12 protein-coding genes are annotated in these 25,536 nt (G+C 44.1%); 9 read left to right on the top strand and 3 right to left on the bottom strand.

What is annotated here, in order from left to right:
• The first annotated feature begins 7 nt into the window (after positions 1–7).
• The 3 genes from BUB99_RS16425 to BUB99_RS16435 all read left to right on the top strand — a co-directional run bounded on the left by BUB99_RS16425 (position 8) and on the right by BUB99_RS16435 (position 8,340).
• Positions 8–3,418 (top strand): SusC/RagA family TonB-linked outer membrane protein, encoded by a 3,411-nt coding sequence (locus BUB99_RS16425; protein ID WP_245816864.1) that lies wholly within the window; start codon positions 8–10, stop codon positions 3,416–3,418.
• A 23-nt stretch (positions 3,419–3,441) separates the two neighbouring features.
• Positions 3,442–5,007: a RagB/SusD family nutrient uptake outer membrane protein gene (locus BUB99_RS16430; RefSeq protein ID WP_073124294.1), complete on the top strand. Its 1,566-nt coding sequence runs from the start codon at positions 3,442–3,444 to the stop codon at positions 5,005–5,007.
• A 72-nt stretch (positions 5,008–5,079) separates the two neighbouring features.
• On the top strand, positions 5,080–8,340 hold the full coding sequence (locus BUB99_RS16435; RefSeq protein ID WP_073124296.1) for a CRTAC1 family protein: 3,261 nt from the start codon (positions 5,080–5,082) through the stop codon (positions 8,338–8,340).
• Positions 8,341–8,465: 125 nt separating this feature from the next.
• Here the strand turns inward: BUB99_RS16435 and BUB99_RS16440 are convergent, their stop codons facing one another.
• Complete coding sequence (locus tag BUB99_RS16440) at positions 8,466–9,803, bottom strand: family 43 glycosylhydrolase (protein ID WP_073124297.1); 1,338 nt, start codon at positions 9,801–9,803, stop codon at positions 8,466–8,468.
• Positions 9,804–9,983: 180 nt separating this feature from the next.
• Between BUB99_RS16440 and BUB99_RS16445 the strand changes: the two genes are divergently transcribed.
• The 5 genes from BUB99_RS16445 (at position 9,984) to BUB99_RS16465 (ending at position 19,133) form a co-directional block, all read left to right on the top strand.
• Positions 9,984–11,798 carry an arylsulfatase gene (locus tag BUB99_RS16445; RefSeq protein ID WP_073124299.1) on the top strand — a complete coding sequence of 605 codons (1,815 nt, stop codon included), beginning with the start codon at positions 9,984–9,986 and terminating at the stop codon, positions 11,796–11,798.
• A 6-nt stretch (positions 11,799–11,804) separates the two neighbouring features.
• Complete coding sequence (locus BUB99_RS16450) at positions 11,805–13,466, top strand: sulfatase-like hydrolase/transferase (RefSeq protein ID WP_073124301.1); 1,662 nt, start codon at positions 11,805–11,807, stop codon at positions 13,464–13,466.
• 8 nt (positions 13,467–13,474) lie between these two features.
• Positions 13,475–15,031 carry a sulfatase family protein gene (locus tag BUB99_RS16455; protein ID WP_073124303.1) on the top strand — a complete coding sequence of 519 codons (1,557 nt, stop codon included), beginning with the start codon at positions 13,475–13,477 and terminating at the stop codon, positions 15,029–15,031.
• Between the two features lie 13 nt (positions 15,032–15,044).
• Positions 15,045–16,550, top strand: a complete 1,506-nt coding sequence (locus BUB99_RS16460; RefSeq protein ID WP_221407517.1) for a sulfatase-like hydrolase/transferase — start codon at positions 15,045–15,047, stop codon at positions 16,548–16,550.
• A gap of 234 nt (positions 16,551–16,784) precedes the next feature.
• A complete protein-coding gene (locus BUB99_RS16465; RefSeq protein WP_073124305.1) occupies positions 16,785–19,133 on the top strand; it encodes a T9SS type A sorting domain-containing protein in 2,349 nt (782 codons plus the stop codon).
• Between the two features lie 188 nt (positions 19,134–19,321).
• Here the strand turns inward: BUB99_RS16465 and BUB99_RS16470 are convergent, their stop codons facing one another.
• Positions 19,322–21,265 (bottom strand): carbohydrate-binding protein, encoded by a 1,944-nt coding sequence (locus BUB99_RS16470; RefSeq protein ID WP_073124307.1) that lies wholly within the window; start codon positions 21,263–21,265, stop codon positions 19,322–19,324.
• An 81-nt stretch (positions 21,266–21,346) separates the two neighbouring features.
• The gene (locus BUB99_RS16475) at positions 21,347–24,265 is read right to left on the bottom strand and encodes a carbohydrate-binding domain-containing protein (RefSeq protein WP_073124309.1); all 2,919 of its coding nucleotides are present in this window, start codon (positions 24,263–24,265) and stop codon (positions 21,347–21,349) included.
• A 214-nt stretch (positions 24,266–24,479) separates the two neighbouring features.
• Between BUB99_RS16475 and BUB99_RS16480 the strand changes: the two genes are divergently transcribed.
• Positions 24,480–25,472, top strand: coding sequence for a Kelch repeat-containing protein (locus BUB99_RS16480; protein ID WP_073124485.1), 993 nt, complete (start codon positions 24,480–24,482; stop codon positions 25,470–25,472).
• The last annotated feature ends 64 nt before the right edge of the window (positions 25,473–25,536 follow it).

Below are 25,536 nucleotides of genomic sequence, written 5' to 3' on the forward strand. Positions count from 1 at the left end.
CAAATTTATGAAGCTTAAATTACTTACTGAAATAGTAAGGACAATTATTACTATGACTAAATATATGTCCTTTGGATTGCTGGTCAACTGCTTTTTGTTGACGTTTTTGTCTGCTAAGGATACTTCTGGTCAGCCGATGGCTTTGGAAGAAGTCCTGCTAGACCTAGAACTCCGAGATGCTGATCTTGTTGATTTCTTTGAAGAAGCCAACAAGCAGTCGCCCTTTACTTTTTCCTATTTCGAAAAAGAGATAGAATCTAAGAAGATCGGGAATGTCTCCTTTAAGGAAACAAGTATGGAAGAAGCACTCAGAGAAGTGTCTCGACGTGCCAATGTGCAGTTTAGGAGAGTAAATGATGCGATATACGTGTCTCGAAAAAAGTCCAGTATGTCTGCAGTGATTGATGAACAAAATAGCTCAGAGTTGCAGGACGTAACAGTCTCTGGACAAGTGTTGGACGAAATGGGGGAAGGACTACCAGGCGCATCTGTTTTGATCAAAGGCACCTCTAAGGGCACTACGACCGATATCAATGGTCAGTTTAGTTTAGTGACACCTGAAGATGCCGTTCTCATTGTTTCGTTTTTAGGATACCTGACTCAGGAGATAACCTTAGCGGGTAGATCTGAACTCAATGTGCAGATGGAGCTCAATGCGGAGCAACTCGACGAACTCGTAGTAGTGGGGTACGGAACACAAAAGAAAGAAGATATGACGGGGTCTGTAGGGCTAGTCGAGGGTGATGATATAGCCAAATTCCCTACTGTCAACGCACAGCAAGCTATACAAGGTCGTATGGCTGGTGTACGTGTTGAAACCCAAGGAGGTTCTCCTGGAGCCAATGCCATAGTAACGATTCGAGGGTCTGGCACACTTTCAGACAATGGACCATTATATGTCATTGACGGTATGTTGACGGGGAGTATGAGTAGTTTGAATCCTAGTGATATTAAGTCAGTAACCGTTCTTAAGGATGCATCTGCCAGTGCAATATATGGTTCTCGTGCGGCGAATGGAGTCATCATTGTGACGACCAAGAAGGGTCGGTCTGGAGAGGTGGGAATCGAAATAGACGCTAGTTATGGAATTCAAAAAGCCGTGAAGACATTAGACTGGGCTAATGCAAGGCAATATGCGGATATTAGAAATACTGCCATAGACAATGACAATGCGCGTAGTGCAGACGTTCCTGGATTTGTCCCAACGCCATATTCATCAGCCAATGATAGCATGTTTGATCCATCTATCGATAGCGACATACAAGGTGAAAGCCTGAGAACAGCACCTATGTCAAACCTCAACATGAGAATTTTTGGAGGCTCTGATAATGCCACATACAGTATCTCTGGTAACCATATGAAGCAAGATGGTATCGTAAAGGAGTCATCTTATGAGCGCTTTAACATTCGTGCCAATTCTACCTTTACGAGAGGTAAATTCAAATTTGAAGAGACCATCGGTATTACCCGTACCATCAACAATCCGAACAATTATTTCAACAAGGAAAGAGACCTAATCCCTACAGTACCTATGTACGATGCGGATGGCAATTTTACAGCCGAGCGAACGGATGGAGCAGATATTGGGATCGGAAATATTACGAATTCTCTAGGACTAGCGTCATTAGAAGATCGAACAGTCACTAGAAACACGCTCATCGGAAACGTAGCAGGTAGTTATGAATTTATAGAGGGGCTGACCTACAGATTGAATGTCGGGATAGAAGCCTATGCTGATAATAACTACACTTTTACACCTACTTTTAGGTTCAATGATACGGAGCTGGGGTTTAAGCAATTTGCAGAGCTAAAAGAGCAAAATACCAATTATCTCTCATCACTCATCGAAAATACGCTTACCTACAAAAAGAATATTGGAAAAAGTGAGTTTGAAGTTTTGGCGGGGTATAGCAACCAAAATGGAAATCAACGCATGTTAGGAGTGGTAGCAAGGGACTTTCCAAATAATGAAATCCGAGTAGCGTCGGCAGCAGCGGATAGAGCTGAGATGCCTTCTTATGACAATACGTGGGGACTGATTTCCTACTTTGGTAGATTGAACTATGTCTATGATAGTAGATATATGGTCACTGCTTCTATTCGTCGTGACGCTTCATCATTTTTCAAGAATCACCCTTGGGGTACATTTCCCTCATTTGCGGTTGGTTGGAATCTTAGCAATGAGAGATTCATGGAATCGGTCAACTTCGTATCGAATGTAAAGTTAAGAGCCAGCTACGGTGAGATAGGTTCGAACAATGCAGTGCCTTATGTTGCTGATCCAGTTTACAATGTACACAGCTCATATATCACCGGGTCAGATCAATCTCGACAGCCTGGCTATGCCAATACACAGGCTACTAACGAGTTGCTCACGTGGGAGACTTCTGTCATAACGGATGTTGGATTGGAGTTTTCTGTACTTAGAGATAAATTATCTATTACCATGGACTACTTCAATAAAGAGTCGAGAGATGTCATTGCAGATTATGAGCCATCGCCATGGACTGGAAAGTCCGGTACAGTCAAAAGAAATATGGCGACCATAGTGAATCAAGGGTTTGAATTCATGGCGAATTATGCTGAGCAAGTAGGGGATTTTAACTTTAATGTAAATGCTAATTTCACCTACTTAGACAATGAAGTTACAGCGCTAGGGTTGTCTGGACCTATCCCGGGTGGTGGATATACGTCTAACGGGGGATCTGCAAGTCTTACAGATGTGGGACAGCCGATAGGCGCTTTCTACGGTTTGAAAGTAGTGGGTATTTATCAGACTGATGAAGCGGCCGTAGCTGACAACCGACCCAATGCTGGTGCTGGGGATTTTATATTCGAAGATGTGGACGGAGTACCAGGGATCACTGATGAGGATAGACAATACTTAGGGAGCCCGATTCCGAATTTTGAATATGGAATAAATCTGTCAGCTGATTATAAAGGCTTTGATTTGACGTTGTTTTTCAATGGAGTGTCAGGGAACAAAATCCTAGATGGTACTCGATATAGAGGGTTTTTTGATACTGAAGGCAACTATCTCGCAGAGGCTACTGATGGATGGTCTCCGACCAATACTGATAGCGATCTGCCGAGAAATTCTCTTATTGATCCGGCTAACAATAGACAGATGTCCGATTTCTACTTGAGTAGTGGTGCTTATTTCAGACTTAGAAATGCACAGATTGGTTATGCATTGCCAACTGCGTGGGTAAACAAACTAGGTGTTAGCAAAGTCAGGATTTATGGTACAGCTCAAAACCTGTTTACGCTCACCAAATATACAGGCTACTACCCTGAGGTAGGACGTGGAGGTAGAGACCGAAACTCTTCGAGTCAGAAGATTTTCAACGCAGGCGTGGATGAAAGTGCCTATCCCACACCACGTACTTTTATGATGGGAGTTCAAGTCTCGTTTTAATCAACTAAGAAAAAGATAACGTTATGAAAATAAATAAGATTTTTCCGATTGCAGGGATGTTAACGATGCTATTGCTAGGGCATACTGCGTGTGACGAAAGTAAAATTTTAGAACAGACTAACCCGAATGCACCCGCAGCATCTACTTTTTGGCAGACAGCTGATGATGCTAAAAAAGGGATTATGGGAGCCTATGCTCCATTTACAGATATATGGTATTATACACGATTCGAAGTATTTGTGTCAGATTATCGTGATGATTTGGTCAATGGGTACGGCACCTCAGAACGAACCGCTGCAGGGCAGTTTGCAGGAGTCCCAGAAAGCAACGCTGCTTTTTGGGTATGGGCCGCTATGTTTAAAGGGGTTTCACGTGCCAACGACGTGTTGGCGAATGTCCCAGATATAGATATGGATCAGTCTGCAAAGGACAATATATTAGGAGAGGCATATTTTATTCGTGCTTTCAATTATTTTAACCTGGTCAATACATGGCTCAATGTACCGCTGATCATTGTTCCTGCTGGTGAGATTCTGAATACCCGTGAAGTACCTCAGGCAGATCCTGCAGTGGTGTGGGAGCAGATAGAGAAAGACTTATTAGAGGCGCAGAAGTTACTACCCAGTGATTGGTCTGAGACTGATAAGGGAAGAGTTACGAATATGGGAGCTACTGCTATGTTAGGCAAGGCTTATTTGTATCAGAAAAAATATGACGAAGCAAAAGCAGCGTTTGAAAAGATACTGGATCCTGCTTCTGGATATGGCTTGGAAGCTGACTACAGAGACAATTTCAGAGAGGCCAGTGAAAACAATAAGGAAAGTTTATTTGAAATTCAGCTTTTAGCAGATGGTAATCAGGGGTGGTGTGCAGACTGTGCTTCACATGGTACTGGTGCAGCTTTTCATCAGGATTTAGCACCGCAGAGTTATACAGGACAGGATGGGATGCGCATCAACCAATGGGCGTTAGACTTGTTTTTGGATGAAACAACGATTAACGGTGAAATAGATCCTAGGGCATTTACTACACTGTTTTGGAACACGACCGAAACGACTACCTATCAGGGAGACGTGTTGCAATCGGCTACTTATGAGGGGACTTCCTTTCAGGATGCTTATGGAGCGACAGATCAACGGATATTTGCTAGTAAGCATTTGGATTTTGAGCAAGGCTATTCGGCAGCATCTATTGGGTGGCATTTCTCTGGTAACAACCTTAGATTGATTCGATATGCTGATATTCTGTTGATGTATGCTGAAGCGGAGTTCGAGCTCAACGGCTCTACCCAAGTAGCTCTTGATGCGATCAATGAAGTTCGAGCAAGGGTGGATATGCCAGCATTTACTACACTGACGATGCAAGATATCCGTGATGAGCGAGTGAAAGAGCTAAGCTTAGAGCGATCGAGGTATTACGACTTGTTGAGATGGGGATTGGTTAAGTCTAGAATTGCTGACAACTCGTCTATCAAGAGCGAAAGTGGTGGTACAGGAGCATACCAGCCTGGTAGAGAGTATATGGCTATTCCTTCTATTGAGCTGGATAATAGTGATGTGTTTACACAAAACCCAGGTTACAATAATTAATAACTGAAAAGTGTTTGGAGATCGCCTAAGAGACTTATGTTCTTTTAGGCGATCTTATTTATTGAAACAACTATGAGAAAACTTGTCTTGATTATACTTCCCTTGGTTGGGTTATTGATGGGGTGCGAATCACCAGATAACGCGCCCTCCGAAATGATTTTTCAAAAATTGGATGCTAGTCAAACAGGGGTTCATTTTAATAATCTAATTCAAGAAAATGATACGCTCAACTATTACACTTACCCCTACCTATACATGGGTGGTGGCGTAGCTACAGGTGATCTCAACAATGACGGACTCATCGACTTGTTTTTTACAGGCAATATGACCCAAAATAAACTTTACCTCAACCGAGGCGATTTTCGATTTGAAGACATCACTACCGATGCAGGTCTATCGGGAGACGACAGGTGGTATACTGGCGTTACACTGGCGGACATCAATGCAGATGGATGGTTGGATATATACTTATGTGTGTCAGGGATATATGGTGAGACGGCTAATGAGCTTTGGATCAATAATCAAGACAATACTTTCACTGAAAGAGCAGCAGAGTATGGGGTAGATGATGAATCCACATCGATACAGTCTAGCTTTTTTGATTATGACAGAGATGGGGATTTAGATCTCTATGTAGCCAATTACCCTCAACTCGAAGTGAGTAAAGGAAATGAGTTTTACTACCGATTGATGCAGAAAAATCATCATGAATACTCTGGACACTTATACGAAAACAAGGGAGGGGGAAGCTTCGTCGATGTGACAGATCAAAGTGGGGTCAGAAATTTCGGGCTGTCGTTAGGAGTGGTTACGGTGGATTTTAACCAGGATGGTTGGCAGGATATTTATGTCTCCAATGACTTTAATGTACCAGACTATTTTTACATTAATCAACGAAATGGACAGTTCAAGGAAGTCCTCAAAGAGTCGATGGGACACACTGCCATGTTTGGAATGGGAGTGGATGCATCAGATATCAACAATGACGGCTTTATCGATTTGGGACAAGTAGATATGACACCCTCTGACCACAAAAGATCTAAAACCAACATGGCTAGTATGCAGCCTGACAAGTTTTTCGAAGGAGTTAAAATGGGGTTTCATTATCAATACATGCACAATGCTTTGCAGCTGAATCAGGGCGTGTCAGCCGATGGGATACCTCAATTTAGTGAAGTGTCACAGTTTGCCGGAATGGCGAAAACCGATTGGAGCTGGTCTATTTTATTTGCAGATTTTGACAATGACAGCAATCAAGATATCTTCATCAGTAATGGGATACTAAGAGATGTGAATAACAACGATGCGAACCTGAAATTTAAAGAAGCGGAATTTTTCGGAGCTAAGAAGGATTACAGGCAGCTGCCCAGTACACCCTTGCAGAATTATCTGTATCAAAATACAGGGAATGTGACCTTTGCCGATGTCTCCAAAGCATGGGGGATGGACGAAAAAGGGTTTTCCAATGGAGCCGCCTATGCAGACCTAAACAATGATGGTAAAGTTGATATGCTTGTTCATAATATCAATGCCCCTGCTTCGATATATCAAAATGTAGGAGAGGGTTCTAATCATTATTTGCAAGTGAGACTGATCGGCTCGAAAGGTAACCCATCTGCTTTGGGGGCGGAGATTTCCTTGTATGCAGCTGGTACTCGTCAGACGAGGCAGTTGACGAATACCAGGGGTTTTCAATCGGCAATGGATGGTAGGTCGTATTTTGGATTGGGTCAGGTAGCTGTGGTAGATAGCTTGATCGTAAGGTGGCCGGATGGTAAGCTGAGTCAGTATGAAGATATCGCTGGAGATCAATTGCTGAGGCTTGATTATCAAGAAGCGAATTTATATACCAAACCTGAACACAAAACTAAGGGTGCATCTAGTCCGAATACCGTGAATTTTATTCACCGAGAGGATAATTATAATGATTTCTTTGTAGAACCTCTTTTGCCCCACCGTTATTCAAACTTAGGACCTACGATTGCAACAGGTATGGTTGGTGATCAACCCCGTGTGTTTATTGGCAATGGTGTTGATGCTTCTTCGTCTATGTATGAGTTGACGGCTGATGAAGTGTGGAAGAAAATCTCAGGGCCTTGGGAGAAAGATAGTTTGAACGAAGACGTAGGCAGTATACTGGAGGATATAGATGGGGATGGAGACCTAGACCTATTGGTTGTGAGTGGAGGAAATGACCCGACAAAGGAGGATTCATTTTATCAAGATAGATTGTATATCAATGTGAACGGGGAGTTTCAAAAAAGTAATCTCCCTAGCTATCGGAGTAGTGGTCAAAGCGCGTTGTTATTCGATTTTGATGGAGATCAAGATCAAGACGTGCTCATAGCAGGCAGGGTGTCCCCAGGGCAGTATCCACACCCTCCACCAACTGTGGTGCTAGAAAACCTAGGAGGGAAGGATCATGAATTGCAGTTTGCTTTGCTGTCGACTCAGCGCATGGGCGATTTGGCAGAACCAGGTATGGTTACCGATGCTGCTTTTGTAGATTGGGATCAAGATGGTGCCAAAGAATTGTTGTTGACGGGAGAGTGGTTAGGAGTAGGTGTTTTTAGTTATGTCGATGATCATTTTGAACATAGGTCTATGATGTTGAAAGAAGTTCCTACAGGATGGTATGGAGCTATGTCCGTCGTGGATATCGATAGAGATGGAGATATGGATATGGTGTTAGGCAACTTGGGGTTGAACTATAAGTACAAAGCGAGTAGTCAAAATCCTTTTTTAGTATTTGCGAACGATTTTGATGAAAATGGGCATTCTGATATCGTATTGGGCTACCGAAAGAAAGGAACGCTACTGCCATTAAGGGGCAGGGAATGCTCATCACAGCAGGTGCCAGCCATTAAGGGTAGGTTCAAAACGTATGAAGCTTTTGCTGATGCATCTTTGGAAGATATTTATGGAGAGTACATGCTTGAGAATTCCTTGCAGTATGCTGCCGAGAGCTTTGCTCATATATGGGTAGAGAATGATTCGGGTGTGAACCGGATTCATTTGTTGCCTGACGAAGCACAGTGGTTTTCTATACAAGATATTGAAGTAATCGATTACAATCACGATGGCTATGTCGATCTGATGATGGGAGGAAACCAGCTAGGGTCTGAAGTGGAGACTTCAAGGAATGACGCAGGGATGGGGCTGATCATAGTGGGAAGTCAATCGGGCGATCTGCTACCCGTATCTCCCAGAGAGAGTGGGTTGATGATCTCAGGTCAGACCAATGCCATTGGAATTATCAATACCGATAAGCGATCCTATGCTTTGTTTGGAGTCAATGACTCCCCTCTACAAACCTATATTTACAACGAGTAAATCATGGGGGGAAATGATCGTGGATTGAAGTTCCGCCAGACCAAGGAATTGTAGAGGGGAATCTTTTGTCAGAGCTTATTAGACACCCCCTGAAGAGGCGTCACCTATTGTACTGGTGAAATGCTCTACTCTATCAAGAGCCAATTTAGATTGACGATCTTAGTGGATCCCCACTCTGCTTTGAAAACCACGTAGAGATCGTGTACACCGTCTATTTTTTGCTTCACTGGAGCTTCTAGAGTTGTCCAGCTGTTCCATCCCCCAGTGTGTTGAGCAGGGAAGGTAGCGACTGTAGGCCCATTGGGGCTATCCACGTGTACTTCAAATGAACCGATTCGTTGCCCGCAGGCTACTCTGGCTTGTATGCTTTTAGCTGTGCCTGCTCCGAAGTTTACTTGATCAAACCGAACATGTGACATCATTCGAGTTTCGCAGACCATCCAGCCATTTGGCTCATTGCCACCTACGAAAGCAGTCTGAGCGCCTTTGATTTCATTGTATCTGTCGATTTGAATTGTATCACCTAAGGTTGGTTGGTTGATGCCACGTAGTGTAGGTTTTACTTTTCGGATCGTACCATCTGGTTTGAATTCCATATAGTCAGCACGCATCGAGCGAAGCTTGTTTTGTCCACTGATGTCCCACCAGTGGTAGAAGAGGATCCATCTGTCATTGTAGTTTACTACGGAGTGATGATTGGTGCCATTGTCTATGTTGTCCATGATCTTGCCTTGATAAGTGTAGGGCCCCATGGGGTTTTGACTGGTGGCATAGCCTATGGTGTATCCCTCGTCCGCAAATACATGGGCAAAAGTCAGGTAGTATGTACTATCTTTTTTGAACGGAAAGGAACCTTCCTTGTACCCAGCGGGTAGTCCTTCGATCAGGAGAGGCTTCTGGGTGATTTTTTTCATATTGTTTTCCAGTGGAGCAACGTATAGTTCGTGCCCTCCACCAAAGAAGAGGTAGCTCTGCCCGTCCTCGTCTATAAGTAAGCCTGGGTCTATTCCGCTTACCCCATCTATATAGTTTTTCTCCCATTTGAATGGCCCAGTTGGATTATCAGATACGCCAACCCCAATCCGTCTAAAAGCACTTCCGTCTTTGGGTTTGGCAGGATAGTAGTAGTAATATTTGTTGCCTTTTTTGATGCAATCGGGTGCCCACATGCCGTAAGAGTTTTTTGCTCCCCATGGTACTTCGTTTTGATCTAGTGCCACGCCGTGATCTTTCCAAGTATTGCCATTTTCCAACGAAAAGATATGGTAGTCTGGCATACAAAATCTTGGCGGGTTTTCTAAATCAGCTGGAGGTACTATGTCGTGGGAGGGGTAGATGTACAGCTGCCCATCAAATACGCGTGCCGTAGGATCTGCAGTGTAAATATGTGTGACGAGTGGGTTTTGACTGAGTGCTCCCTGAGCGAATAGTAAAATAATCAATAGCGTAGAGATCTGTTTCATGTTGCTTTTCCTAAACTTAATAATGATGACACGATATTAGCTTCACAGAGACTGTATCAACTGGGGTAAATACTGACATTTCAAATTACCCCTTGTATTGTTCAGTATTTGCCTATGTTCTTTGCTGTAGGGTCTAGTTACTTTAGCACTCATATTATTTGTTTGATTTAGCGAATTAAGATGAAGAGACTGTTAAGGATATTGTTAGGAGTGTTGGTAGTAGGGAGTGTTTGGTCCTGTGAAAAGGCTGGAGTCAATCCACCTAATATTGTGTTGGTTGTATCCGATGATCAGGGGTATGGAGATGTGGGAGTACATGGCAATACTGCGATCCACACACCTAATATGGATGCGCTGCATTTGCAGAGTACACGATTGACCGACTTTCATGTTAGTCCTACTTGCGCACCTACGCGTGCTGCGCTGATGACAGGTCGATATGCTAATAGAACAGGTGTGTGGCATACGATAGCAGGGCGATCACTACTCAATGACGATGAGGTGACTCTCGCAGAGGTGCTCAAGCAAAACGGCTATGCTACTGGAATGTTTGGTAAGTGGCATTTGGGAGATAATTATCCATTCAGACCAGAGGATAATGGGTTTGAAGAAGTCGTATCACACCTTGGTGGTGGAGTCGGTCAGCAACATGACTATTGGAACAATGACTACTTCGATGATGTCTATTATCATAATGGAAAACCCCAACAGTATAAAGGGTATTGCACCGATGTATGGTTTGATTTAGCGATTGAATTCATCGATGGTAAAAAGAAAAAAAACGAACCCTTTTTTACTTACATCTCGACCAATGCACCACATGGGCCTTTCTATGTGGAAGATGAATATATGGAAAGGTATAAAGGCAATCCTGACGTAGCGAATCCTGCTTTCTATGGTATGATTACGAATTTGGACGAAAACTTAGGGCGCTTGATGACTTATTTGGATGAAAATGAGTTGAGCGAAAACACCATTTTTATTTTTATGACGGACAATGGTAGCGCCGCAGGTTTTAAGTATGGCAAAGGGGGATTGGCTGCTAGTGGTTACAATGCAGGCATGCGCGGAGGCAAGGGAACGGAGTATGAGGGAGGTCATCGCGTACCATTTTTTATCCGATGGCCTAAGGGGGGGGTCAAAGCAGGAGTTGATATTCAGGACTTGACAGCTCATGTAGATATCATGCCTACACTGCTGGAAATGGCGGGTGTTGAAAGTGTCTCAGAACTGAGTTGGGATGGAGTAAGCCTGATGAAACGGTTACTCAATAAGCAGGTGGGGCTAGCAGATCGAGTGATTGTTACAGATTCCCAGCGAAAGGAATTTCCAGAAAAATGGAGGAAAAGTGCCACAATGCAAGATAAGTGGCGATTGGTTAATGGGAACGCACTCTACAAGATAGATGATGACCCAGGCCAGCAAAAGGATGTGAAGAATGATTACCCTGATAAATTTAAAGAATTGACCATGGCCTACGATGCTTGGTGGAACAGTATTCAGGAAGATATCCAGCGCGTACCAAGATTCCCTCTTTGCCCAATCGAAGAACCTGTTACATTGCTACGGGCGCATGATTTACACTTGTATGAAGAACGAGGGTTCAATTCCGTTCCTTGGAATTCAAAATTGATGCGTCAGGGCTTTAAGACTGATGGTTATTATACTGTAAGTATACCCGAGTCTGGGGACTATCGCTTCGAGTTATTTCGCTGGCCACCAGAAGCGCAAGCAGCAATCGGTGCTGAGGTACCACCAAGACCTGCGGTGACAGGTACTACGGTAGAGACCTTGCCAGCAGGAGTAGCGCTCCCTGTGGAGACGGCATCTATCGAGATAGCAGACCAGCATTTAGATAAAAAAGTAGACCCTACGGCACAAACTGTATCTTTCGAATTGTCACTAGAGCAAGGGGATACCGAGTTGAGAACTTTGTTTGCAGAAGCTGAGGGGGATCCGTATGCTGCATTTTATGTTAGAGTCACTAAAATTTAGAATACAATGAGATATCTAATAGGCATGTGTTTGGTACTCATGAATATCGTGTTATGTGCTCAAGATAGACCCAATTTTGTCTTCATATTGACTGATGATCAGCCCTATGGTATGATGGGCTGTACTGGAAACGAAATTGTGCAGACACCGAATCTAGACCAGTTGGCTGATGAGGGTGTATTGTTTACCAATGCGCACGTGACCAGTGCGATCTGTACTCCGAGTAGGGTGTCCATATTACTTAGTCAGTATGAAAGAAAGCATGGAGTTAATTTCAACTCTGGTACCAGTGTGTCTGATGAAGCGTGGAGTAAAAGTTACCCCATGGTGATGCGAAAAAATGGTTACTACACAGGCTGGGTTGGTAAAAATCATGCACCTATCGGACAGGGAGGATATGAAAGCGGAGTGATGGAAGAAAGCTTCGATTATTGGTATGCAGGACATGGACATTTGGGATTCTACCCAAAAGATCGACACAAGATATTTGAGGATGCCCAGTCCGATACGCAGATAGAAATCGTGGGAGAAGGGATTGAGGATTTTCTCGATCCGAATGCCAAAAAGATGGAGGGAGCTATTACGTTTTTGGAGCAAAGACCAAAGGATAAGCCTTTTGTGTTGTCCGTTTGTCTTAATCTCCCTCACGGTGCAGGTACACGATCCATGCAGATGAGGGATAATGATGATGAGATATACAAGAGTCTGTACCGTGATCGAGAGATTCCTTTGCCTCCGCATTATGTAGCCAAAGAGGATATTGGCGTTCCCAAATTGCCACAGCACTTGCTGATGGCGGATAACCGGCAGATTGGCTATGATTATGTGGACTCACCAGCGGAAGTGAGAGAAATGTATCTTCGACAGATGCAGGCAATGACAGGTATAGATCGGTTAATGGGAGGCTTACGCGCAACATTGAAGGAAATGAATCTGGAGGAAAATACAATTATCATCTTCACCTCCGATCATGGGCTTTTTATGGGGGAGTTTGGCTTAGGAGGTAAGGCACTGTGTTATGAAAAAACAACGAAAGTGCCTTTGATTGTTTATAACCCAAAGGCCAAAAGAAAAAATAAAGGATTGCGATTAGATCATCTAGTACAAAGTATTGATATCGCTCCGACGATGCTATCGATGGCACATATAGAAGCGCCTAGGTCTTTTCAAGGAAAGGATTTGACAAGTACGCTTAGCGGATCGAATGATGAGGTCAGAGACTATGTGTACACAGAAAACCTATGGTCTACGCAGTTTGGAAACCCAAGGTGTGAGGCAGTACAGAGCAAGGAATGGAAGTATATACGTTATTATGCCAATCACAATTTGCCTGCTTTGAGAAAAATACAAACAGCAAAAGAGCTAGGCATGAGTGTCAATGAAATGTTGTATGAAGTACATGATCCTGACATAGCGATGTACAGGCAGTATGTAGAAGCACCTTTGGAAGGCGAAGAAGTGGTTTACGAAGAACTCTACCATTTGAGCATAGATCCGATGGAAACAACGAATCTCGTACAGGATCAGCAATACGCAGATCAACTGAACGAACTAAGAGGAGTCTGGAACTCTGAAATCAGAAAGGCAAGAGAGGAAGGGAGAGCAGCAGTCTACCGCTATACAGCTGATAGTCAACTTCAATCAGGCCAGTCAATCGAAACGAAATAAAATCAACAATGAAACGACGAATAACAGTATTTGTAACCATTACCTTATTAGGTTTTTTAGCTGCATGCAACAGTTCACAGTCCGGGGAATCCAATGTAGATAATAGCACCCCACCCAATATCGTAGTAATCTATCTCGATGATTTGGGGTACGGGGATGTGAGTGCTTATGGAGCCACTCAAATCATTACCCCCAATATCGATAAGTTGGCTAATGGAGGGGTTAGGTTTACACAGGGCTATGCCACCTCAGCTACTTGTACACCTAGCCGCTATGCTTTGCTCACTGGACAATATCCATGGCGAAAAAAAGGTGCTGAGATTCTTCCTGGTACTGCACCATTGTTGATTGATACTGCACAGGAGACTATCCCTAAGATGCTTCGAAAGCAAGGATACCATACAGGAATCGTCGGGAAATGGCACTTAGGATTAGGTAGTGGGAATGTGGATTGGAACCAAAATATTAGTCCTGGCCCAAATCAAGTGGGTTTTGACTATGCCTATATCATGGCAGCCACACAGGATAGAGTACCTACGGTATATATTGAAAATGGAAAAGTGGAAAACCTTGATCCTACTGATCCCATTCAGATCAATTATAAGGAAAACTTCGAAGGAGAGCCAACGGGCAAGGATAACCCCGAACTCTTGAAGCTGACTTGGCACCACGGTCACAACAATAGTATAGTCAACGGTATCCCACGAATCGGGTACATGACGGGTGGGGAGAGTGCAAAATGGAAAGATGAAGATATGGCGGATAATTTTTTGGCGCATGCCCAGACCTATGTCAAGGGACACAAAGACGAACCCTTCTTTCTCTACTACGCGATGCAGCAACCGCATGTACCACGTACCCCACACGCGCGGTTCGTGGGTAAGTCAGGTATGGGGCCTAGAGGCGATGTAATCTTAGAGGCTGACTGGATGATCGGTGAGTTCGTCAAGACGCTCGAAGATGAGGGGATATTGGAAAATACCTTGATTATACTGACTAGCGACAATGGCCCGGTACTTAATGATGGTTACAACGACCAGTCTGTAGAGCTACTCGGTGAACATGACCCTAGAGGGGGCTTAAGAGGAGGGAAATATAGTTTGTTTGAAGCAGGTACTCGTGTGCCATTTATCTCCTACTGGAAAGGTAATATACTACCAGTAGTATCCGATGCACTAGTGAGCCAGTTGGATCTTTATTCTTCACTGGCAGAGCTGACTGGAGGTGAACCTAGTAGTTCGGATAGCCAAAATTTCTTGCCTGCGCTGTTAGGACAGTCCAAAGATGGACGTGATAACTTAGTGTTAGAGGCGACTTCTCGTACGGCATTCCGACAAGGAGATTGGGTGATGATCCCTCCGTATGAAGGTAATTCTGTCAATACTCAGGTCAACATAGAGCTAGGAAACGCGAAGGAGTTCCAACTATACAATCTGACTGAAGATCAAGCTCAACAAGTGAATCTAGCAGATCAGAACTCCGAAAAGCTGCAGCAAATGTTGACGGATTTTGAGGCCATCCGTGGCAAGGGGTATGGTAGTACAACCCCTTTAGAATTAAAATAATTTTTTAGAAGTTATGATGAAACAAGGAATGTATCTCGTGTTGTTCTCGCTGCTGGTGGTTAGTGGATGTCAACCGCCAGAAAAGATAAGTGAGAAGCCAAATATCGTTTTCATATTCACAGATGACCAGACTTACGATGCGGTCCATGCGCTAGGCAATGAGGACATTATTACTCCTAATATGGACAGATTGGTCAAGGAAGGAACCACCTTTACACACGCATACAATATGGGGGCTTGGAATGGAGCTGTATGTGCCGCTTCACGCGCACAGATGGTGTCTGGACGCTCAGTATGGCGAGTCAATCAGTTTAGAGAGCAATGGAAAAATGGAGATTCTCTAGATATGACATGGGGGCGTCTTATGAAACAGGCGGGGTATGATACTTACATGACTGGCAAATGGCATGTAGATGCACCAGCATCCAAAGTGTTTGATATCTCTGTAGACGTTCGTCCAGGAATGCCAAAAGATCATTGGGATCACGCTAAGATGGTTGAGCAATTTGCGGAACTGGTGGATAAAGGACTCAAAGCCTCAGAAGAGGTCATGCCATTAGGCTACAACAGACCGCAGAATGCTGAAGACACCGCATGGCGTCCTGATGACCCTGCTATGGGAGGTTACTGGGCTGGAGGTCGTCATTGGAGTGAAGTACTGAAAGAGGATGCTTTAGGTTTTATCAATCAAGCGACCCAAAAGGATAATCCTTTTTTTATGTATTTGGCCTTCAATGCACCCCACGATCCTAGACAAGCCCCAACAGCTTATCAAGAGATGTATGAGGTAGAGGATATTACGCTTCCAGAGAGCTGGGTGCCAGTATATCCATACCAAGATTTGATAGGCAATGGCCCATCTTTGCGCGACGAAGCATTGGCTCCTTTTCCACGAACGGAGTTTGCTACCAAGACCCATATTAAAGAATACTATGCATTGATTAGTCATCTAGATGATCAAATTGGACAAATTTTGGATGCCCTCGAGGCAAGTGGAAAGATGGAGAATACCTATATCTTTTTTACCGCAGATCATGGTTTGGCCATGGGTAGGCATGGGTTGATCGGCAAGCAAAGTCTCTATGACCATAGTGTGCGGCCTCCTTTTATGGTAGTGGGGCCAGATGTCCCTCAAGGACGACAGATAGATACAGATATCTATTTGCAGGATGTGATGGCTTCCGCTCTTGATTTGGCAGGAATAGAAAAACCGAGTTATGTAGAGTTTAATAGTGTCATGCCACTGATCAGTGGGAAGCAGGTGCAGTCAAACTATGAGTCCATCTACGGGGCGTATGTCGACAAGCAACGAAGCGTTAGGAAGGATGGGTATAAGCTAGTGGCTTACCCTAAAGCAGCGAAGCTTCTGCTTTTTGATCTCAACAATGATCCAGAAGAAATGACCAACCTAGCAGACACGCCTGAGTATGAGGGGAAAGTAGCCAGTTTGTTTGATGAGCTATTGGTTTTGCAGGCTCACTACGATGATCCTTTGGATATTAGAGGAATGAGACCATAAAGTAGCGAGTAGTTGTAAAGAGCCACTGCATATAAATGTAGTGGCTCTTTTGCTTTACACAGGTGTTGAATATTGCTATAGAGAGTTGTATTAGCAGTTTTTTAGCCTATCCCCCCTAATTTTGAAGTAAAATACCACTCCCTTCTCAGTAGCCTAACAACTAAATTGCATGCGTACTTTGATGTACATTATACCACCTGACCTAAGGTTGTTTTAATATAATTTCAATAGCATATGAAAGAAAAATTACGGTTGTGTATTGTGGGTGTATTGTTGTGTTTGGTAGGGGTTGTAGCATCACATGTTTGCTATGGTCAGACGAAAGTTGTCGTAGATGTAAACACACTTTGGTACCTAGGAGATGAAAATGAACTGCATAGAGAAAAATACTTTGCTTATCATAACACGGGAAATGACGTAGAAGCGCAAGAGTTTAAGTCTACCTATGATGTAGTAGAGGGACGGAGGTTTTGGGGGCCATTCTCCCATGCCAAGGGGCAAACTCAGGAGGTGGGAGAATACCCTAATCCAAAATCCAATACGGACAATACTGTCAGAGCTGTCACACGTTACATATCCACGGAGCACCCATACAATGCCTATGTAGATGGCTTGGATCCTGTGTCAGCAGGTGAATGGGCTGCAGAGTACTACAAAAACTGGGTAGGTGATAGTGATCGCCCTATGTATTTTGAACCGATGAATGAGCCCTTTGTTCATGCATCCGAGTTTTATGATGGTGGATGGAATATTGCAGAAAATGTTCGAATCAAGAAAGGAATGTCTCAAATGTATGGAGAAATAGGTAAGAGTATCCATGAGACCCCTGAATTAGCCAATATGAAGGTGATCGGATATTCGGCAGCTTGGCCATCAATGGAACTAGATGGTTTTGGACATTGGGGAGAGAATATGAAATCCTTTATGGATATAGCTGGGGAACACATGGATGCACTTTCTACACATCTGTATGATGGTATCAATGTGGAAGGCCAAAATACCCGAAGGTCAGGAAGTAATTCTGAAGCAATATTGGACTTGATCGAGTCTTATAGCTTTGCTAAATGGGGGGAAGTGAAACCTCATGCTATTTCTGAGTATGGCGGTATTGAAGATGGCTATGGAGATGATTATAGTGACATAGCGTCTGTTCAAACCGTAAAATCTATTAATCAAATACTCTTTAATCTACTCAATCGTGATGACCGTATCGAGGTGTCCATTCCATTTATTACAGGAAAGGCCACATGGCATATCACAGAAGAAAACAACTATCAACCCTATGGATCGGTACTCTGGAAACCTACCAATATAGGAGAGCCTACCGTAGAGGGGTGGGAGTATACTCCTAGGGTGACTTTTTATGAAATATGGAAAGACGTATCTGGCAAGCGTGTGGATGTTACTTCAGATAATTTTGATATTCAGACGGTGGCTTTCTTGGATGAAAATGTTCTTTACGTTGGACTGAATAATCTATCTGACGGTAGCGAAGAGGTGAATTTAAATTTTTTAGCAGGCCTACCTACAACCGCAGAGGTTAGGCATCGCTCGATCAAAATATATGCTGACAAAGCACATGAATATAAGGATGAAGTATTAGCTGAATTACCTGAAAATATTTCAATGATAGGAGGGCAAACTTCTATGTTGGTCATCAAGTTAGGAGAAGCTGTAGATCAATTTGAGCATACAATAACGACACGTAGGTACTATAACAATCGAGTTGTCGAAGGGATTGCCGCCAATACGCCTATTTTTTATCAGTTCAAAGATGTGAAACTGGGAGAAGGTCGTGCGCAGCTCAATTTTGGGATTGGACGTAAGCATGATCGTTCGAAAAAGCCCGAAATTCTGATCAATGGTATCAAGGTAGATGTCCCCGACAATTGGAAAGGTTATGACCAAGCAGATAGAGAAGACTTTTTTGGATTGATAGAGGTGCCTTTTTCATGTGATCTACTTGTTGCAGGACAGAACATTGTCTCTCTCTCATTTCCTGATGGGGGAGGACAAGTGAGTTCGGTTGTGTTACAAACTACATTGGATAATGCATCGTTGGCGAGTGATGAAATTAGCTTGAGTCCTGAAGTCATGAATCTGGGGGTTGGTGATGAGGTAGAACTGAAATTAAACCTCGGTAGCAGTTCTTCAGAGGAAGTGGCCTGGAGCAGTTCAAATGAAGCAGTGGCGTCAGTCACTGGTGATGGCATGGTCACTACTCTGGGAGAAGGCAGAAGCATTATTTCTGCTAGGACTGCTAGTGGACTTATTGCTTATAGTTCGGTGTATGTCACGGCAGAAGTATTGTCGTCTCAGTCAAGTCTGGATGATGCGGGTTGGGTTCTTTACCCAAACCCTACAGAGGGCGAAGATGTTACGGTAAGGTTCACTCAGGAAGTGAGAATTGATCTGGTAGAAGTACTAGATATGACGGGGCAATTGCTCTATGTACAAGAGGTAGACAGGGTTTTAAAAACAATAAACGTACCTCTGTCCCAATTATCTGGTTCTAGTACATTGCTTTTTGTACGAGTCAGAACGGACAATGGAGTGTTACGAACCAAGGTTTTTAGTAAATAGTGATTTAGTAAGTAGTTAATTTTAGTAGTAAAAGCTGGGGGAACTCAGCTTTTACTGTGTAGATGATTTAATAATAAAAGGCACAGGTAGAGAAGTGATATTTCTAAACCGGTGCCTTTTTTAGGTATTAAAGTGTATTTCCTTCTAGGGCTTTAATCAGGCATCTAGATGCTTTAACTAATACACATCTATTTTCTTATCCGTATCGTTTTGGCTTGCGTGTTAGTTCCGACTCGGAGAAATGAAATTCCACGGGGAATTGAAGTGTTTGCAATGATAATTTTAGCATGCTCTTGATGGTACTTTATTGGTAGTTGTTTTCCATCCATTGCAAAGAGAGTGATTTGACTGTCTTGGTGTGACTTTGGCAGTTGCACTGTTAGATCCCCATGTTGTTGCAAGGGCACAGGATATACGTGTACTTGTGCAATGTCTTCAGACAATGTTGTCTCGACTTCACTGATCATTCGAGCAGATGGAGAAGCCCATGCAGACCAGAAGTTGAGATTCATGCCTCCAGAAACTACTTCTATCCTTACGACGTGGACACCTGCTGAAATATTGACATTCGAAGTAGTGAGAGTGGTATAACTCTGCCACCCACCGGTGTTAGGGACTGATTTGGTGCCCGATACATCATTTCCGTCTACTAGGATTTTGAATTTCCCATTGCCGTTGATGGAGCTGACGCGTGTGTAGAAGTGGTAGTCCATGCTAGAGTTGAATTGGGTAGTGTACTCTAACCATTCTCCAGTATTCATCCATCCGATATTGTAAGTACCACTGCTGTCGCCGGTGTTCTCTATGTCTACCCCATCGGTTCTGTACTGGCCGCCATTGTTGCTAGCATCTGTGTCATGGTATGCGACTCCCTCTCCACCATTGTCATAGTTCTGAGCTTCTACTTTGCCAGGGATAGCCCAAGCAGTGCCTCCATAGGCTGATTGGCTGCTTCCGCCGCTAGTCACAGTTACATTGTTGATCTGGCAAAAATCGGTGTTTTGCTGCCAGTTGGTACCTACGGGACGGATACTTGTTTTGAAAATATAGTTGCTGCCTGCGGGAGGTGCACTACTCAGGTTGATGCTGATAGTGGCAGTACCACTTCCTGCACCGACAGTGGTGCTACCATTACCTAACCAGCTGCTGCTCCAGAACTCAACCACTACATCTCTTGACTGGCTGGCAGTATAGGGTACAGAGACGGTTATAGTAGAGGATGAGGCTAAGCTCGTAGGTAGTTGACTACAGTTGATGTCGTCTGCGCCACCAGTAGTGGGGGTATTGATGACATAGCGATTCCAAAATTTGCTAATGTTATCTGCGTCACTACCGATATCAAAGATCCACCAGTTTTCGGAGCAATCCGAAAAATCCACACCACCGCCAGCGATATTTGGATTTTCCCATGAAGCATTCCAGTTGTCACAGATTTGATCTGCCAGTGTCCAGTAGTTTTTAGATGCAGTGTTTGGGTTTCCAGAAGCTTTGGCTTGGTTCATCCAAGTAGTATTGGATGTGTTGTAACCAGGCGTGCCATTGTTCGAACTATTGCCATCGTCGATCTTGTTGTAGTCCGTATTGTTTTTGACCCACGTGAGTTTCCATTGTGTTGCTTGGTCTTCGTTCCATTGGCTGTGTTGTACGACGATGATCTTGGATAAAACGGTGGATGCAGTGACACCATCATTTAAAAGTGCCTGACACAAATCGTAGGTAAAGTCCGATTGACCTGCCTCTTGAACAAAGACTTTTCCTCCAGCATTGAGTATGGATTTGACCTTGTCTCTCACACGCGTCACCGAGGCGCTCCAGTTGGTGTGTGCATCCGTCCATTTTTGGTTTTGAGTTCCAAAAAGGCTGTTGTAAAACCCAGGGACTGCTGAGGTGATATAGGTCCCTCCTTGTATACCGTATGCTCCTGCGACTACATAGTACTCGATACCCGATAGATCAGGATGCTGTAGCATACTGGCTAGAGCAGCTGCCGAATGGATGTCGTCTTCATCTGGTTTTAGATCAAAATTGGCTAACAATAGATCTTTGCTTTTGTCAAAATACTGACGGGCATGGATTTCGGTACTCCAGGTGACTACTAGGAGTACTAAGATGGATAATAGTTTAATTTTCATAACTAAATTGGTTTATGTGAAAAGTATAATTTTCGAAAAGGAAATCAACCGGCTGATTGATTCGAGCCGGTTGATAATTGTTTATTCTAGAATCAATTTTTTTGAGATCAGTCCATTCCTACTTTGGAATTGAAGCAGATAGATGCCTGACTGTGGCAATAACTGACGTTGGATACGTAGCGTCTTACCTTCCATTTTTTGATAGTAAGCTAGTCGACCATTCATATCATAGATCGATACCGTACCCTCCATGGTCTCGTTTTCTATTTTGATGTTCAAAACATCTTGATCGAGAGGGTTAGGATAAACCGAAAGCGTGTTGTCTAGATCTGATTTGTTTAACTCTTGGGCTATTCTGGCACCATTTTGTGCTTGCCATGCTGCCCAGTTGTTGAAATTGAGGCCACCACTGATGACTTCAAAGCGAACGATATGTGTTCCGCTGGTTACATGGATATCTCTGAGGTGATGTGTCGAATAACTCTGCCAACCGCCAGTGGCGGTTAGGTTTTTGGTCCCAGTTACATCCACGCCATCTACTAGAAAACGGTATTGTGCTCCACCATTGAGGGATGCCAAACGAGGGAAGAAGTCATAGTTTTGAGTCACAGTGAAGTTAACTGAGTATTCCAACCACTCTCCAGCATTCATCCAACCGATGTTGTATCCTCCACCAGTATCACCGCAAGCCTCTATGTCCACACCGTCACTTCTGTACTGCGAGCCATTGTTAGTAGCGTCTGTGTCGTGATATGCTACACCTTCTCCTCCATCATCATAGTTTTCGGCTTCTACTTTTCCGGGGACTGTAGGAGCGGGGCTTCCGTAGGGGGTCTGCAGCGATGGAGCGGTGACGGTAATGTTGTTGGCCTGATCTGTATCTAGAGCAGTAGTCCAGTTGCCGTTGGTAGGTCTGATACTAGTCTTGATGACATAGCCAGTGCCAGGCGTGGGAGCGGTATTTAGATTGATGGAGACACTTGATGAACCACTGCCTGCATTTACCACTGTTTTCCCTTGTCCTAGCCACCCTGTAGACGACCAGAACTCTACAATGAGGTCTCTAGTCGTGCTGGCGGAATAGTTGACCGTAAAGTTGAGCGTAGTGTTGGATTCTATTGCGCTGGGAGGAGAGGCTAGCCCAATGCCGTCTGTGACGCTCACCGCTTGGTCGTACTTGCTCACCTCTAGAATCATAGAACTCACATGCCCGTCACTGTCTGGGAACTCAACGGTAATGGTATTGTTGTTTTGCAGTAGATTCATAGGGACAGGGATGTCAATCGTCCCAAAGAAGTCATCTCTATTGGCCTGATCATAGCCCTTCCAGTTAGAGGGGACACTCACCGTCGTGCCGTTGACTTTGACTTCAGGAGCTTTGGATTTGTTGTGCTTGCGCCCTATGCCCATGTGCAGCACTGCGGTACCTGTACCAGTCGTCACGTTGTTGAACGTAAAACTAATAGCGGTATTCGCAAGGATGCTTTGTAGGTGCTTGCTCGTATAGTACTTTTTACTTCTGATGGTATTGTCAAAACTGATATTGCTAGCATAGCTGTACTCCAGGACGACCGTTTCTCCAGCTATCAGTGTGATGGACGAAGGGGCTGTGCTTTGCGTTGTAATGCTCATGTTAGGCATGCTTTGGTCATAGATTTTCAAACTTTTGACCTTTACATTTTGCAACCCAGATACTTGCTGGGCAAAGCTTAAGTTGACTGTTTCATTGCCTTCGTCTAGGTTGTTGATAGCCACATAGAGCTTGCTACCATCTACAAAGCCTTGCACCTGTACATCAGGGTTGTTGCTTGAGACATAAATACGCTTGCCTTTGACGTCTTTCCACAGCTCGTAGAAGTGAATGCGTGGCGTATATTCCCAGCCGGCAGGGTTGGGTTGTCCGATATTGGTTGGTTTGAAGAGTACCGCCTGATAGGGCTGGTAATTGTTGGCGGCAGTGATGTGCCATTCGGCCTTGCCGGTGATGAATGGAATTGAGATGGCCATTTTGTTTTCTCTCTCCAGTAGATTAAATAGCATGTGGTTGATGGAGCGTACAGTCTGGATACTTGCTATGTCGCTGTAGTTGTCTCCATACCCTTGCTCTATCGCACCATACTCAGATATGGCATGCGGTTTGACCGTTCCCCACTTAGTGTAGCTGTAGGTCTCGATCAGGTCGAGGATGGCTTCCGAATTGCTGCCCGATCGTTTGTTGTCCTGCCCTGAGACATTGACTCCATCATATAGATGAGTCGCAAATGCATCCATGTTGGCACCTGCTACATCCATGAACATCTTCATGTTCTCGTCCCAATGACCAAAATTGTTAAGTTCTAAGGAAGGCCATGCAGAAGAATAACCTAGGATTTTCATATTGGCTAGTTCTGGTGTTGCATGGAACTTGGCACCCACGGCACTGAACAACTCAGCCATCTGTAGTTTAATGCGATCGTTCTCGCTGCTGCTCCATGGTCCCGTGTAGAAGTCCTTGGCATGGACGAAGGGCTCATTCATCGGCTCAAAGAACTCTGGTCTACCCGATGCATCTACAAAGTCTAGGTAATACTCCGCAGCCCAGTTGGCAGCATTCTGGACATTGAGACCGTCTTTGAATGGGGCGGCAGGGTGCTCGGTACCGATGTAGCGGCTAACGCTTCGGATGCCTGTTCCTCCGGATTGAGGAGCAGGGTAGCTACCGACTGGGTTGCCTTTGCTGTTGGAGTAGGAAAAAGGACCCCAGAATCCACGTCCTTTGCCTACGTTATAGTCATTGTAGAAAGAGGTGAAGTCACTATCGTTGTTTGTTGCATGGATATTAAAGTATTTGGTTCTATCCAGCTGGGATACACTGCCTACATAGCGCTGTACCTTGGGTGAGATACTGACACTCGTCTGTGCGAATGTCAGTAGAGAGATGAGTAAAAGTGCCAGGGTTGCTAGCATTCGTTTGGACAGGAGATTTCCATCCATCTGTTTTTTGATGTAATTCTGTTTCATAATCATAGTTATTTGTTAATTACCTGATCATCAGGTCTATGTTATGAATTTAGGGTCTCTTGCTGGAGTGGATAGGGGAATAAAAGTACTTGATTTGGGGGATGGAATTTTTGAAGAAGTTTATTTTTTGTACAAATGGTTTTCTGTATTGCTCAAATCGTTGTGTGGGAATATATGGATGAGTTTTTCTTGTCAATTCCTTAATATTGACTTTATGAAAAGAAAAGGAATTATTATACAAGGAATAGCCTTGGTGTGTTTGTATTTGTCTGCTTCTGTAGCATGGTCACAGGAGTGGCAGACGATAGCGTGTGAAGGTCATGCTACGAAACGTCATGAGTCAGGACTTACGATCCATGATGGGAGTCTCTACCTGATAGGGGGCAGAGGGGTCAAGCCTGTAGAAGCGTTAGATTTGAAAAAGAGCAGTTGGCAGCATCACGACCCTACTCCATTGGAGATGCATCACATTACCCCAGTATCGATTGGAGATAGGATTTATGTTGTCGGCGGACTGACTGGGGGCTACCCTACCGAGCAGCCTTTGACGCATGTCTATAGCTATGATCCGAATACCGATCAATGGAAAACTGTACTGGAGATACCCGTAGAAAGAAGAAGGGGGGCAGGAGGTGTGGTTGTACAGGGAGATGATATCTATTTGGTCAACGGAATCACGAATGGTCATACTAGTGGAACCAATGCAATGATGGATGTATATCATACCAAGACCAATACTTGGGAGGTGCTACCAGATGTGCCACATATCCGTGATCACAGTGCAGCAGTGATAATAGGTGAGCAGCTATATGCGCTAGGGGGTAGAAACACAAGCTATCACGAAGCGGATAATTTTATGGCTTTTTTTACGGCTGTTGTGACAGAAATTGATGTGTATGATATGAATGCCAAAGAATGGATGACCCTAGATGTGGAACTGCCCATTCCGTCAGCAGGCCCAGGTGTGGTGGTCTGGGAGGAGCAATTGATCTATCTGGGAGGCGAAACAGGTGATCTGCCAGCTAGAGATGAAGTCTACTCTTTTGATACCAAATCGGAAGTTTGGAAAGCACTACCCGAATTGAATCAAGGACGTCATGGAACCAATGCAGCGCTTTGGAAAGGGAAATTGTATATCGGAGCGGGGAGTGGCAACCGTGGAGGAGGTCCGGAACTCAATAGCGTGGAAGTGCTGGAGTTGGAATAATCATTATAAAAGAGGTGGGAGTTTTAAGGATATGAAACTCCCACCTCTTTCATTGTAGTTGTGG

This window comes from Reichenbachiella agariperforans (genome assembly GCF_900142205.1).
In the GTDB taxonomy this organism is placed as follows: domain Bacteria; phylum Bacteroidota; class Bacteroidia; order Cytophagales; family Cyclobacteriaceae; genus Reichenbachiella; species Reichenbachiella agariperforans.

Bases quoted from the DNA above. Each gene is read 5' to 3' on its own strand.
- BUB99_RS16425 (WP_245816864.1), top strand. From the start codon at position 8: ATGAAGCTTAAATTACTTACTGAAATAGTAAGGACAATTATTACTATG.
- BUB99_RS16430 (WP_073124294.1), top strand. From the start codon at position 3,442: ATGAAAATAAATAAGATTTTTCCGATTGCAGGGATGTTAACGATGCTA.
- BUB99_RS16435 (WP_073124296.1), top strand. From the start codon at position 5,080: ATGAGAAAACTTGTCTTGATTATACTTCCCTTGGTTGGGTTATTGATG.
- BUB99_RS16440 (WP_073124297.1), bottom strand. From the start codon at position 9,803: ATGAAACAGATCTCTACGCTATTGATTATTTTACTATTCGCTCAGGGA.
- BUB99_RS16445 (WP_073124299.1), top strand. From the start codon at position 9,984: ATGAAGAGACTGTTAAGGATATTGTTAGGAGTGTTGGTAGTAGGGAGT.
- BUB99_RS16450 (WP_073124301.1), top strand. From the start codon at position 11,805: ATGAGATATCTAATAGGCATGTGTTTGGTACTCATGAATATCGTGTTA.
- BUB99_RS16455 (WP_073124303.1), top strand. From the start codon at position 13,475: ATGAAACGACGAATAACAGTATTTGTAACCATTACCTTATTAGGTTTT.
- BUB99_RS16460 (WP_221407517.1), top strand. From the start codon at position 15,045: ATGATGAAACAAGGAATGTATCTCGTGTTGTTCTCGCTGCTGGTGGTT.
- BUB99_RS16465 (WP_073124305.1), top strand. From the start codon at position 16,785: ATGAAAGAAAAATTACGGTTGTGTATTGTGGGTGTATTGTTGTGTTTG.
- BUB99_RS16470 (WP_073124307.1), bottom strand. From the start codon at position 21,265: ATGAAAATTAAACTATTATCCATCTTAGTACTCCTAGTAGTCACCTGG.
- BUB99_RS16475 (WP_073124309.1), bottom strand. From the start codon at position 24,265: ATGAAACAGAATTACATCAAAAAACAGATGGATGGAAATCTCCTGTCC.
- BUB99_RS16480 (WP_073124485.1), top strand. From the start codon at position 24,480: ATGAAAAGAAAAGGAATTATTATACAAGGAATAGCCTTGGTGTGTTTG.